The sequence below is a fragment of the Streptomyces sp. NPDC002867 genome, from assembly GCF_053591895.1.
The window spans coordinates 1-13,211 of sequence record NZ_JBSFUR010000015.1 but is presented as its reverse complement, the minus strand read 5'-3'; the positions used below and the strand labels follow the sequence as shown (position 1 = coordinate 13,211).

At 71.0% G+C, this 13,211-nt stretch carries 12 protein-coding genes and 1 riboswitch; of the genes, 11 read left to right on the top strand and 1 reads right to left on the bottom strand.

The window, feature by feature from the left end; translation table 11 throughout:
* Positions 1-55: 55 nt before the first annotated feature.
* From ACWD0A_RS16740 to ACWD0A_RS16700, 9 genes are all read left to right on the top strand, one after another.
* Positions 56-703, top strand: coding sequence for a SurA N-terminal domain-containing protein (locus ACWD0A_RS16740; RefSeq protein ID WP_451298692.1), 648 nt, complete (start codon positions 56-58; stop codon positions 701-703).
* Positions 704-722: 19 nt separating this feature from the next.
* Positions 723-1,739: a nucleoside triphosphate pyrophosphohydrolase gene (locus tag ACWD0A_RS16735; protein WP_451298690.1), complete on the top strand. Its 1,017-nt coding sequence runs from the start codon at positions 723-725 to the stop codon at positions 1,737-1,739.
* Positions 1,736-2,980 carry a cytochrome P450 family protein gene (locus tag ACWD0A_RS16730; protein ID WP_451298688.1) on the top strand — a complete coding sequence of 415 codons (1,245 nt, stop codon included), beginning with the start codon at positions 1,736-1,738 and terminating at the stop codon, positions 2,978-2,980. Before ACWD0A_RS16735 ends, ACWD0A_RS16730 begins: the two co-directional genes overlap by 4 nt.
* A gap of 141 nt (positions 2,981-3,121) precedes the next feature.
* The gene (locus tag ACWD0A_RS16725; RefSeq protein WP_451298686.1) at positions 3,122-4,084 is read left to right on the top strand and encodes a transglycosylase family protein; all 963 of its coding nucleotides are present in this window, start codon (positions 3,122-3,124) and stop codon (positions 4,082-4,084) included.
* A gap of 270 nt (positions 4,085-4,354) precedes the next feature.
* A riboswitch (cyclic di-AMP (ydaO/yuaA leader) is annotated at positions 4,355-4,528 on the top strand.
* 3 nt (positions 4,529-4,531) lie between these two features.
* Entirely contained in the window at positions 4,532-5,179 is a 648-nt protein-coding gene (locus ACWD0A_RS16720) for a transglycosylase family protein (protein WP_451298684.1), read from the top strand.
* Positions 5,180-5,454: 275 nt separating this feature from the next.
* Entirely contained in the window at positions 5,455-6,741 is a 1,287-nt protein-coding gene (gene eno / locus ACWD0A_RS16715) for a phosphopyruvate hydratase (RefSeq protein ID WP_451298682.1), read from the top strand.
* A gap of 93 nt (positions 6,742-6,834) precedes the next feature.
* A complete protein-coding gene (locus ACWD0A_RS16710; RefSeq protein ID WP_177152366.1) occupies positions 6,835-7,308 on the top strand; it encodes an FtsB family cell division protein in 474 nt (157 codons plus the stop codon).
* Positions 7,309-7,340: 32 nt separating this feature from the next.
* Positions 7,341-7,877: a DUF501 domain-containing protein gene (locus ACWD0A_RS16705; protein WP_451298680.1), complete on the top strand. Its 537-nt coding sequence runs from the start codon at positions 7,341-7,343 to the stop codon at positions 7,875-7,877.
* Positions 7,874-8,866 carry a Ppx/GppA phosphatase family protein gene (locus ACWD0A_RS16700; RefSeq protein ID WP_451298678.1) on the top strand — a complete coding sequence of 331 codons (993 nt, stop codon included), beginning with the start codon at positions 7,874-7,876 and terminating at the stop codon, positions 8,864-8,866. Before ACWD0A_RS16705 ends, ACWD0A_RS16700 begins: the two co-directional genes overlap by 4 nt.
* Positions 8,867-8,872: 6 nt before the next feature.
* Here ACWD0A_RS16700 and ACWD0A_RS16695 read toward each other — a convergent pair whose 3' ends face one another.
* A complete protein-coding gene (locus ACWD0A_RS16695; RefSeq protein ID WP_451298676.1) occupies positions 8,873-9,667 on the bottom strand; it encodes a VOC family protein in 795 nt (264 codons plus the stop codon).
* Between the two features lie 590 nt (positions 9,668-10,257).
* On the opposite strand from ACWD0A_RS16695, the gene ACWD0A_RS16690 reads away from it, so the two are divergent.
* A complete protein-coding gene (locus ACWD0A_RS16690; RefSeq protein ID WP_451298674.1) occupies positions 10,258-11,637 on the top strand; it encodes an NAD(P)/FAD-dependent oxidoreductase in 1,380 nt (459 codons plus the stop codon).
* Positions 11,638-11,834: 197 nt separating this feature from the next.
* A complete protein-coding gene (locus tag ACWD0A_RS16685; protein ID WP_451298672.1) occupies positions 11,835-13,130 on the top strand; it encodes a class I SAM-dependent methyltransferase in 1,296 nt (431 codons plus the stop codon).
* Positions 13,131-13,211: the final 81 nt, after the last annotated feature.

Below are 13,211 nucleotides of genomic sequence, written 5' to 3'. Positions count from 1 at the left end.
CATCGATCATCGCAAGGCCTTGTGCACCGAAGCACAATCACGCCGGGAGGCCCCTTTGCACCGCCGTCGTCGCACCGCGCTCGTCGTCTCCGCGATCATCGCCGCCGCGCCCCTCCTCGCCGCCTGCGGCAACGAGGCACACCCCGGGGCCGCCGCCGTCGTCGGCGGGCAGCGGATCGAGGTGTCCACCGTCCAGGCCGAGGTCAAGGACGTGCGCGACGCGCAGCAGGCGTCACCGCAGGCCGCCCAGCTGATCAAGGACACCGGGCAGCTCGGGCGGGCCAAGCTCTACGACCTGATCGTGGACAGGATCGTGGAGAAGGCCGCCGCCGACGCCGGGGTGAAGGTCACCCGCAAGGAGATCCAGGACGCGCGGGCCGCGCTCACGGAGCAGTCCGGCGGGCAGGAACAGCTGGCCGCCATGTATCTGCAGCAGCGCGGAGTCGCCCCCGGCCAGCTCGACGAGGTCGTGCGCCGGGACGTCCTCGTGAACAAGCTGGCCACCGCGCTCGGCGTGACGAACGGCCCCGAGGGCCAGGAGCGGATGAACGAGGTGTTCACCGCCGCCGCCAAGTCGCTGAAGATCGATGTGAACCCGCGCTACGGCGCCTGGGACGACACCAAGCTGGAGCTCGGCGCCTACAAGGCGCCCTGGATCACCCAGGTCTCCAAGGAGGCGGAGGCCGTCGAGGCAGGAGCCTGAGCCGAGGTAGGTTCGAGGGGTGACCGAACCTGTCGACGCCGGCCGTATCGTCCTGCTGACCGCCAGCCACCGCGTGGCGCCCGGGCTGCTGTCCTGGCCGGCGTGGCAGACGCTGCACGCCGCCGACCAGGTGCTCTGCGCCGACGCCGCCCACCCGCAGCTGCCGTACCTGCGCGAGGCGGGCGTCGCCGTCGAGCAGGCCGCGCCGAGCGCCCGGGAGCTCGTCGACGCCTGTGCGGGGGGTACCTCCCCGGCCGAAGGCTCTGGGGGAGGGCGCACCGTCGTCGTCCTCGCCTCCGGCGAAGGCGACCGGGCGCTGACCGACGGACTGGCCCGCCTCGGCGGTTCCGGCCAGGTCCGGATGCCGGACCTGGAGCTGCTGCCCGGCTCGTACGACCTGCCCGGCGCGCGGCTGCTCGACCTCGTCGAGGTCATGGACCGCATCCGCCGCGCCTGCCCCTGGTCCTCGCAGCAGACGCACAAGGGCCTCGCCAAGTACGGCATCGAGGAGGCGTACGAGCTCGTCGAGGCCATCGAGGACGGTGACCGCGACGAACTGCGGGAGGAGCTCGGTGACGTACTGCTCCAGGTCGTCTTCCACGCGCGCATCGCGGAGGAGGATGCCGAGGCGCCGTTCTCGATCGACGACGTCGCGGGCACCATCGTCGAGAAGCTGATCCACCGGCATCCGCACGTCTTCGGGGACGAGACCGCCGAGACGCCGGAGGAGGTCAAGGAGCACTGGCTGCGCACCAAGGCGATCGAGAAGCAGCGCACATCGGTGACCGACGGCGTGCCGCTCGGGCAGCCCGGCCTCGCCCTCGCGGCCAAGCTCGCCTCCCGGGTCCGTACGGCCGGCCTGGACGCGCCGCCCCCGGCCGGCGAGGGCATCGGTTACGAGCTGCTCGCCCTCGCCGTACGCGCCGAGGCGGACGGCGTCGACCCGGAGGCGGCCCTGCGCGCGGCGGCCCGTGCCTACCGCGACGCGATCCGCGCGGCGGAGGGGCACGGCGGCCCGGATACCGTCGGGGTGTGAACGACCCCAACACCGCGCCCGAACTCTTCACCTGGGAGTTCGCCACCGACCCGTACCCCGCCTACGCCTGGCTGCGCGAGCACGCGCCCGTGCATCGCACCGCGCTGCCCTCCGGGGTGGAGGCATGGCTGGTGACCCGGTACGCGGACGCGAAGCAGGCGCTCGCGGACCAGCGGCTGTCCAAGAACCCGGCGCATCACGACGAGCCCGCGCACGCCAAGGGCAGGACGGGTATCCCGGGCGAGCGCAAGGCCGAGCTGATGACGCATCTGCTCAACATCGACCCGCCGGATCACACACGGCTGCGCCGCCTGGTGTCGAAGGCGTTCACGCCGCGGCGCGTGGCGGAGTTCGCGCCGCGCGTGCAGGAACTGACGGACCGGTTGATCGACAACTTCGCTACAAAGGGGAGCGCCGACCTCATCCACGAGTTCGCCTTCCCGCTGCCCATTTACGCCATTTGCGACATGCTGGGCGTTCCCCGTGAGGACCAGGACGACTTCCGTGACTGGGCCGGGATGATGATCCGTCACGGCGGAGGTCCGCGCGGCGGTGTCGCCCGCTCCGTGAAGAAGATGCGGGGATACCTGGCCGAGCTGATCCACCGCAAGCGGAACGACCCGGGGGACGACCTCATCTCGGGGCTCATCAAGGCGTCGGACCACGGCGAGCACCTGACGGAGAACGAGGCCGCCGCGATGGCGTTCATCCTTCTCTTCGCGGGCTTCGAGACGACGGTCAACCTCATCGGCAACGGCGTGTACGCCCTGCTGCGCAATCCCGTGCAGCGCGAGCGGCTGCAGAGCTCGCTCGCGGCCGGCGAGAGTGCCCTGCTGGAGACCGGCGTGGAGGAACTCCTGCGCTACGACGGTCCCGTCGAGCTCGCGACCTGGCGGTTCGCCACCGAGGCGCTGGACATCGGCGGACAGCGGATCGCCGCCGGCGACCCCGTGCTCGTCGTGCTCGCCGCCGCCGACCGCGACCCGGAGCGGTTCACCGAGCCCGACACGCTCGACCTGTCCCGGCGCGACAACCAGCACCTGGGATACGGGCACGGCATCCATTACTGCCTCGGCGCCCCGCTCGCCCGGCTTGAAGGGCAGACGGCGATCGCGACCCTGCTCACGAGGACGCCTGACTTGCGACTTGCGGGCGATCCGGCCGATTTGCGGTGGCGTGGGGGACTCATCATGCGCGGATTGCGCACTCTGCCCGTTGAGTTCACCGCCACCAGAAGCTGACGCAGCGTCAAGTCTGTGACTTTTACGTGATCTGCGCTGCATCGACTTGTGACTCACGTTCGAATGCGGCTACGTTCACCGTCGACTCGGCAGGCATCAGCAGGCCGCACAGTCCCCAGTAGTCACGCGAAAGGCAACCGCATGCGCTCCGGGAACGGACGTCACCGCCGCCCCCGTCAGGCTCCGGCCATCGTCGTCGCGGCGGGGGTGACCGGATCCGCCATCGCGATCCCCCTGCTCGGCGCGGGCTCCGCCTCCGCTGCCGACGCGGCCACCTGGGACCGCGTCGCCGAATGCGAGAGCAGCGGCATGTGGAGCGCGGACCTCGGCAACGGCTTCTACGGCGGGCTGCAGATGTCGCAGCAGACGTGGGAGGAGTTCGGCGGCACGGCGTACGCGCCGAGCGCCGACCTGGCGAGCCGTTCGCAGCAGATCGCGGTCGCGGAGAAGGTGCTGGACGCGCAGGGGCCCGACGCCTGGCAGGCATGCGCCCCGATCGCGGGGCTGACCAACGACGACGCCTCGACCGGTGTCGACCCCGGGGACCTCCTGCCTCTGCCGGACGCGAGCCCGGAGGCCGGAGCCGACACGAGGTCCGACACGGGCGCCGACGCGGATGCACCGGCCGACTCCGGTGACGCAGGCGCCGGCGACCCGGCCGTGGACGCGCCGGACGGTTCGCGGGAGACCCCCGCGCCGGACGCCTCCACAAGGCCCACGCCCGAGGACGGCGACGCGCAGGCGTCCCCGGCCCCGTCCGCCGGCACGGACGGCGCCGAGGCGTCCGACCCCGCGACCGGCGCGGGCAGGCACCGGGGCGAGCCCGCCCCCGACGATGCCGAAACGGGCATCGAGGACAAGGAGCGCGAAAGCGGTCGTCATGCCTCACGAGGTGACGCATCGGCACGTGACGGGGTGACAGAGGGCGCGTCCGACGGTACGTACACCGTCCGGCCGGGCGACACTCTGTGGGCCATCGCCGACGAGCGCGAGGTGCCCGGGGGGTGGGGTGCCCTCTATGAGGCGAACGAGAAGACCGTGGGCGCCGACCCCGATCTCATCCTCCCCGGTCAGAGCCTCGATCTCGGCCTGAACGGCGAGTAGTTCAAGCGGCGATTCGCTGGCATATGTCCGTTCTGTGCAAGTGAGACAAGGGTCTCTTTGCCGCAACTGGCCGATATCGCCCAGCAAATTCGCCCAAGCCGTGCCCGACCTGCGCAAACGCCTCCCAAGTGGAGGGCGGTTCGGGCGATTTCTCCCCGATGTTCGACTTTGGACATCGGGGAGCGGTGTGTTTACGGTCGGAACCGCTCGCCACCGCGGGCACCGTCGACCGTCACGCCGAATCCTGCCGTCGGTCGGGGGGAACAGTCGTCGCTCAGTGCGCCGAAGGCAGGAGCGGGGGACCCAAGGTAAGTGCCGGTCCCGGCCGTCGATCACGACGGCCGAGAACGGCTGGGGGTGGAGCCGCGCGCATCGACGCGCGGCCGGGCAACTCTTCCGGCCCGAACCCGACAGCTCACCTCGCAGGCGTCGGTGAGGAGAAGCTCCATGCTGCGTTCCGGCAAGGCCAAGCACCGCCGCTCGTCGAAGACTGTTCGTCTCGCAACGCTCGCCGGCGTCGCCGGTGCCGCCGTCGCGGCCCCGATGCTCGGCGCCACCTCGGCCTCCGCCGCCACCGCCTCCGAGTGGGACGCCGTCGCCCAGTGCGAGTCCGGTGGCAACTGGTCCATCAACACCGGCAACGGTTACTACGGCGGCCTGCAGTTCTCCGCCTCCACCTGGGCGGCCTACGGCGGCACGTCGTACGCCCCGTCCGCCGACCAGGCCTCCAAGTCCCAGCAGATCGCGATAGCCGAGAAGGTCCTCGCCGGCCAGGGCAAGGGCGCCTGGCCGAACTGCGGCGTGGGCCTCTCCAGCGCCCCCTACAACGGCGGCTCCGCCGAGCCGGCCGAGAAGCGCGCCGAGGCCCCGACCACCCGCTCCGAGCGTGCCGAGGCCCCCGCGCCGAAGAAGGCCGCGGCCACGTCGTTCAAGAAGGGCGACGGCGAGTACAAGGTCAAGGCCGGGGACACCCTGGGCAAGATCGCGGAGGCCGAGAAGGTCAAGGGCGGCTGGAAGAAGCTCTTCGACCTCAACAAGGACGTCATCGAGAACGCCGATGTCATCTACCCGGGCCAGCAGCTCCACCTGAGCTGACCGCCCGCCGTCCGCGGGCCCGCGGACGGATTCCGAGCACCCCGGTCCGGCGCTGCTTCCCCCGTAAGCGCCGGGCCGGGGTTCGGTCGTGAAGGGCCCCGAAGAGCCTTACTTACGGGTAGCTTGCGGGGGTTTTGTCCGGCAAGCCCAGCGTTCATGCCCTTTTTCGTCCCACGGGGCGGGCATCGGCCGGCCTTTGCCCCCGAGGCGGTTAGGCTCTTGCCGCAAGGCCAAGCAGACCTCTGCACATTTCTCGCGTCACATCCCAGAAGGAGATGCTCGTGCCGTCCATCGACGTCGTCGTAGCCCGGGAAATCCTGGACTCCCGAGGCAACCCCACGGTCGAGGTCGAGGTTGGCCTCGACGACGGCAGCACGGGTCGTGCTGCTGTTCCGTCCGGCGCCTCCACCGGTGCGTTCGAGGCCATTGAGCTCCGCGACGGTGACCAGAACCGTTACCAGGGCAAGGGTGTCGAGAAGGCCGTCCTCGCCGTCATCGAGCAGATCGGTCCGGAGCTCGTCGGCTACGACGCCACCGAGCAGCGCCTGATCGACCAGGCGATGTTCGACCTGGACGCCACCGACAACAAGGCGTCGCTCGGCGCCAACGCCATCCTCGGTGTCTCCCTCGCCGTCGCGCACGCCGCCTCCGAGGCGTCCGACCTGCCGCTCTTCCGCTACCTGGGCGGCCCGAACGCGCACCTGCTGCCCGTTCCGATGATGAACATCCTGAACGGCGGCTCGCACGCCGACTCCAACGTGGACATCCAGGAGTTCATGATCGCGCCGATCGGTGCGGAGTCCTTCTCCGAGGCCCTGCGCTGGGGCACCGAGGTCTACCACACCCTCAAGAAGGTGCTGAAGACCAAGGGCCTGTCCACCGGCCTCGGCGACGAGGGCGGCTTCGCGCCGAACCTCGACTCCAACCGCGCCGCCCTCGACCTCATCCTCGAGGCCATCAAGGAGGCCGGCTACGCCCCGGGCAAGGACATCGCGCTCGCGCTGGACGTCGCCGCGTCCGAGTTCTACAAGGACGGCGCGTACCAGTTCGAGGGCAAGGCCCGCTCGGCCGCCGAGATGACCGAGTACTACGAGGAGCTCGTCGCCTCCTACCCGCTGGTCTCCATCGAGGACCCGCTGTTCGAGGACGACTGGGCCGGCTGGAAGGTCATCACCGACAAGCTCGGCTCCAAGGTCCAGCTCGTCGGCGACGACCTGTTCGTCACCAACCCGGAGCGTCTGGCCCGCGGCATCGAGGAGGGCACCGCCAACGCCCTGCTCGTCAAGGTCAACCAGATCGGTTCGCTGACCGAGACCCTGGACGCCGTCGAGCTCGCCCAGCGCAACGGCTTCAAGTGCATGATGTCCCACCGCTCCGGCGAGACCGAGGACGTCACCATCGCCGACCTGGCCGTCGCCACCAACTGCGGCCAGATCAAGACCGGCGCCCCGGCCCGCTCCGAGCGCGTCGCCAAGTACAACCAGCTGCTGCGCATCGAGGAGATCCTCGACGACGCCGCGGTGTACGCCGGCCGCAGCGCCTTCCCGCGCTTCAAGGGCTGACCGCGGGCTGACACCCCCGCCTCCGTACGTCCCTGGCCCCGGTCCCGTACCGTGTCCGGGGACGTACGCGTGTGAAAGGGGAGGCGAGAGAGCATGGCGCGCAGGCCGGAGCCGGACCGGTTCTCCACCGCGACGAGACTGCGGCTGCTCGGCGAGCAGACCGCCGCCCGCGTCTACCGGTCGCAGAGCCGTCGCCAGGCCCGCCGCTCCCGGCTCACCGGCCGGGCCGCGTTCCTCGCGCTGGTCGTCTGCTCCCTGGTGGTCGCCCTCGCCTACCCGATGCGCCAGTACGTCTCCCAGCGCGCCGAGATCGCCGAGCAGGAACGCCGGATGGCCGAGGCCCGCGAGCAGGTCGAGGAGCTCCGGGACGAGAAGGCCCGCCTCCAGGACGACATGTACATCCGGCGCCTCGCCCGTGAGCACCTGCACTACGTGCTCCCGGGCGAGACCGGCTACACGGTGATCGACCCCGAGACCGCCGAGGAGCGCCGCGAGGACGAGAGCGCGGCGGACCGGCCCTGGTACTCGAACGTCTGGAACGGCGTGGACAACGCCGACCGCCAGTAGCCCCCAGTAGCGAACACAGCAGCAAGGCAGGCATGGAAACCCCTCCTCCCACCACCGAGCACACCGAGCCGACCGACGCGGACATCGCCGCGTTCGAGCAGCAGCTCGGCCGGCCGCCGCGCGGACTGCGCGCCATCGCGCACCGCTGCCCCTGCGGGCAGCCGGATGTCGTCGAGACCGCACCCCGTCTGCCGGACGGGACGCCCTTCCCCACGCTGTACTACCTGACCTGCCCGCGGGCCGCGTCCGCGATCGGCACGCTGGAGGCCAACGGCGTCATGAAGGAGATGCAGGCACGCCTGGCCACGGATGCCGAGCTGGCCGCCGCCTACCGCGCCGCGCACGAGGACTACATCGCGCGCCGCGACGCGATCGAGGTGCTCCAGGGCTTCCCCAGCGCGGGCGGCATGCCGGACCGGGTGAAGTGCCTGCACGTCCTGGTCGGCCACTCGCTCGCGGCGGGCCCCGGCGTGAACCCGCTGGGGGACGAGGCGATCGCGATGCTGCCGGAGTGGTGGCGCAAGGGCCCGTGCGTGACCGGCCTCGGCACGGAGGAGGACGACAAGTGACCCGCGTCGCCGCCATCGACTGCGGCACCAACTCCATCCGGCTCCTCGTGGCCGACGTCGACCCGGAGTCGGGCAGCCTGGTCGACCTCGACCGGCGGATGATCATCGTCCGGCTGGGGCAGGGCGTCGACCGCACCGGGCGGCTCGCCCCCGAGGCGCTGGAGCGGACCTTCGCGGCCTGCCGCGAGTACGCCGCCGTCATCAAGGAGCTCGGCGCCGAGACCGTACGCTTCGTCGCCACGTCCGCCTCCCGGGACGCCGAGAACCGCGACGACTTCGTCCGCGGTGTCCTCGACATCCTCGGCGTCGAGCCGGAGGTCATCTCCGGCGACCAGGAGGCCGAGTTCTCCTTCACCGGCGCCACCCGCTCGCTCGCGGGCCGCACCGACCTGGACAAGCCGTACCTGGTCGTCGACATCGGCGGCGGTTCGACCGAGTTCGTGGTCGGCGAGGAGCATTCCCGCCCGTCGCCCGCCACCACCCTCAACGGCGGCGCTACGCGCCACACCTGTTCTCTTGCCGCCCGGTCGGTCGACATCGGCTGCGTGCGGATGACGGAGCGGCACGCGCCGAGCAGCCCCGCGACGCCGGAGCAGATCGCGGCGATCCGCGCCGACATCGAGGCCGCGCTGGACCTCGCGGCGCAGACCGTCCCGATCGACGAGGCGCGCACCCTGGTCGGCCTCGCCGGTTCCGTGACCACGGTGGCCGGGATCGCGCTCGGCCTCGACACGTACGACTCGTCCAGGATCCACCACTCGCGGATCTCCTACGAGAAGGTCGAGGAGGTCACGACGATGCTGCTGAACTCGACGCACGACGAGCGCGCGGCGATCGGCGTGATGCACCCCGGCCGGGTCGACGTCATCCAGGCCGGGGCGCTCGTCCTGCTCACGATCATGCAGCGCATCGGCGCCCGCGAGGTCGTCGTCAGCGAGCACGACATCCTCGACGGCATCGCGTACAAGGCGGCCGAAGGCTGGTTCTGAGGTGTCTCAGGCCGGCGGGGCGGGGGTCAGCACGACGAACTCCGCCCCCGCCGGGTCGTTGCACACCGCCAGCCGGCCGACGCCCTCCGCGTCCTCCGGGCCCATCGAGACCGACCCGCCGTTCTCCCGCACACGGGCGACCGTGGCGTCGCAGTCCGCCGAGCCGAAGACGGGGTGCCAGTACGGCTTCGCGTCGCCCGACTCGAACATGCCGGGCACGGCCATGAGGCCGCCGAACATCCGCTCCGGCGGATGGTCCTTCGGGGTCAGCATGGTGTACGTGCCGCCGCCGCCCGGGAGCTCCATGTCCTGGCCGGTCCAGCCGAAGACCGTGCCGTAGAAGTCCTGCGCGGCCGACGAGTCGTTCGTGTACAGCTCGACCCAGCCCAGGCTGCCCGGGCTGTCCGCGACCTCGATGCCTGGGTAGGTGCCGGGCTGCCAGACGGCGAACCGGGCGCCCTGCGGGTCGGTGAGCTGCGCGAACCGGCCCTCCTCCGAGACCTCGGACGGCGGGGTGCGGACGGAGCCCCCCGCCTGTTCGACGGCCTTGACGGTGGCCTCGATGTCGGGCGTGTGGAAGTAGACCATCCAGGCCGAGCGGGCGCCTTCCTCGGTGAGCGGCCCGATGGCGCCGACCACCTTGCCGTCCAGGCGGAGGGCCTTGTAGTCGCTCGGCTCGGCGCCGAACGGATGGGCCTCCCAGCCGAAGACGGCGTTGTAGAAGGCCGCCGCCGCCGGGACGTCGCGGGCGCCCAGGTCGATCCAGCACGGGGAGCCGGGGACGAAGTCGGTCGTGATCATGGTCGAGTTCTCTTTCTCCGGGGCTGTGTCTCAGGGCTCGTGGCACACCTTTGCCAGCCTGGCACCAGGCGCGTCCCGTCGCGCGCCGAACAGCCCGGAACCGTCCCGACGGGTACGCGGGAGCCGCCCGGCCGGCCCTGCGGACCGACGGGGCGGCTCGGCATTCCACCCCCGCGGCACGAGCGCGAGGTGCTCGCCCTGCCGGCCTCCGGGCAGGGCCTGGTGGACCGATCGGAGGGCCCCCGGAGGCGCCCGCGGAGAAAGTTCGTGAAGTTCTTCACAAGGAATTCGGTCCCGATGGGTGCTCCGAAGCCCCGAAACCCTCTCTCCACCCGCCTGTTGGGTGTTCTGCAGCGGATTCCAAGGCATTCGGTATGCGTTGCCCGTAGAGGGGAAGGAGGAGTGGTTCTCCTGTCGAGAAGGCTTAGGGGCCAGCTCACGAGGGGTGGACAACGTCCTCTGTTACACCGTGGTTCCCGTACCACGCCATGACCTCGGTCACGTGGGCCGCGCAGTGTAGCAGAGCACACCCAAGTGCTTGTGAAGGGGCTCACGAGCACCCCCTCCGAGGGGGGTGGATACTCGATGGCATGAGCACCACGGAGCGTCCCAGGATCCTCGTTGTAGGCGGTGGGTACGTAGGCCTGTACGCGGCACGTCGCATCCTGAAGAAGATGCGCTACGGCGAGGCGACCGTCACGGTCGTCGACCCGCGCTCGTACATGACGTACCAGCCCTTCCTCCCCGAAGCTGCCGCCGGCAGCATCTCGCCTCGGCATGTCGTCGTCCCGCTGCGACGCGTGCTGCCCAAGGCAGAGGTTCTCACCGGCCGGGTCACGACCATCGATCAGGACCGCAAGGTCGCCACCGTCTCCCCCCTGGTCGGCGAGGCGTACGAGCTGCCCTTCGACTACCTGGTCATCGCCCTCGGCGCGATCTCCCGTACCTTCCCGATCCCCGGCCTCGCCGAGCAGGGCATCGGCATGAAGGGCATCGAGGAGGCCATCGGCCTGCGCAACCACGTCCTCGAGCAGCTCGACAAGGCCGACTCGACGACCGACGAGGAGGTCCGCCGCAAGGCGTTGACCTTCGTCTTCGTGGGCGGCGGCTTCGCCGGTGCGGAGACCATCGGCGAGGTGGAGGACCTGGCCCGCGACGCGGCCAAGTACTACACCAACGTCAAGCGCGAGGACATGCGCTTCATCCTCGTCGACGCCGCCGACAAGATCCTTCCCGAGGTGGGCCCCAAGCTGGGCAAGTACGGCAAGGAGCACCTGGAGGCCCGTGGGGTCGAGATCTACCTCTCCACCTCCATGGACTCCTGCATCGACGGCCATGTGGTGCTCAAGAACGGCCTCGAGGTCGACTCCAACACCATCGTGTGGACGGCCGGCGTGAAGCCCAACCCGGCGCTGGCCCGCTACGGCCTGCCGCTCGGCCCCCGCGGCCACGTCGACTGCAACGAGACCCTCCAGGTCAACGGCACCGACTACATCTGGGCCGCCGGCGACAACGCCCAGGTCCCGGACGTGGCCGCCCGCAAGGCCGGCGTCGAGAACGCCTGGTGCCCGCCGAACGCCCAGCACGCGCTGCGCCAGGCCAAGGTCCTCGGCGACAACGTGATCTCCGGGATGCGCGGCTTCCCGCAGAAGACGTACGAGCACGCGAACAAGGGTGCGGTCGCCGGTCTCGGCCTGCACAAGGGCGTCGCGATGATCGTCATGGGCAAGGTGAAGATCAAGCTCAAGGGCCGGCTCGCCTGGTACATGCACCGTGGCTACCACGGCATGGCCATGCCGACCTGGAACCGCAAGATCCGGGTCTTCGCCGACTGGACGCTCGCGATGTTCCTCAAGCGCGAGGTCGTCTCCCTCGGTGCGATGGAGAGCCCGCGCGAGGAGTTCTACGAGGCCGCCAAGCCGGCCCCGGTCGCCGCGAAGCCGGAGGCCGAGAAGGCCAAGGCGTCGTAACGACACCCGCACCGCCCCGAAGGGGCCGCCCGCCATCCGTGGTGCGGGCGGCCCCTTCGGCGTCCCCGGCGTACACCCGGTGGGCCATGCAGGCATTTTGCCTGTGCATGGCGTAGTGCGGGGAAGTACACAGGGTGGGCATCGTGTTGGACGGAAGTGGAGCGTTCCGCGGAACCACCGTCACGGAGGTGTGCGCCATGGCCGACGCCGCGCTGCGGCTGACCACTCTTGCCGAGGAAGTGCTGGGAGCCCCGCTCCCGGTGCGCATCCGGGCCTGGGACGGCAGCGAGTCCGGTCCTCCGGACGCGCCGGTCGTCGTCGTACGCCACCGGCGGGCGCTGCGGCGGCTGTTGTGGCGGCCGGGCGAGCTCGGCCTCGCGCGTGCGTGGGTCGCCGGAGAGATCGACGTCGACGGGGACCTCTACGAGGTGCTCGACCGGCTGTCCGGGCTCGCGTGGGAGCGGGATCCGGATGCCGCCCCCGCCGTGCACCCGCTGCGCGACCCCCGGCTGCGGGCCGCCGCCCGGGGGCTGCTGAAGCTCGGCGGAGCGCTTCCCCCGCCGGCCGCCCCCGCCGAGGAGGTGCGGCGCCGCACCGGCCCGCTGCACACCAGACGGCGCGACAAGGAGGCCATCAGCCACCACTACGACGTCGGCAACGACTTCTACGGGCTGGTGCTCGGCCCGTCGATGGTCTACTCGTGCGCCTACTGGGACGAGGGCGAGGGCACCCTGGAGGAGGCCCAGCGCGACAAGCTCGACCTGGTCTGCCGCAAGCTGGGGCTGGCGAAGGGCGACCGGCTGCTCGACGTCGGCTGCGGCTGGGGCTCGATGGCGATCCACGCGGCACGCGAGTACGGCGCGCAGGTCACGGGCATCACCCTCTCCCGCGAGCAGGCCGCGTACGCCCGCAAGCGGATCGCCGACGAGGGGCTGACGGACCGGATCGAGATCCGCGTGCAGGACTACCGCGACGTCAGGGACGGTCCGTACGACGCGATTTCCTCCATCGGCATGGCGGAACACGTCGGCCGGGTCCGCTACCGCGAGTACGCCGACCAGCTCCTGTCGCTGCTGAAGCCGGGCGGCCGGCTGCTCAACCACCAGATCGCGCGCCGCCCGGAGAAGAACGAAGCGGCGTACCGCGTGGACGAGTTCATCGACCGGTACGTCTTCCCCGACGGCGAACTGGCCCCACTCGGCCGTACGGTCGCCACGCTGGAGGAGGCGGGCTTCGAGGTCCGCGACGTGGAGGCGATCCGCGAGCACTACGCCCGCACGCTGCGGGCCTGGGTCGCCAACCTGGAGGAGTCCTGGCCCCGCGCGTCCCGCCTGACGTCCCCGGGCCGGGCGCGGGTGTGGCGGCTGTACATGGCGGCGTCGGCGGTGTCGTTCGAACGGAACCGGATCGGAGTCAACCAGATCCTGGCGGTCCGGACCCCGACGACGGGCGAGTCGGGCCTTCGCCCGCGCACACGGGACTGGCGGGGCTGAGGGCGGGACGGCGGTGTGGCCGCCGCGCGGCGGCCCCCCCCCCCCGCGGGCCCAGGGGGAGAGCACACCGGAGAAAAAAAA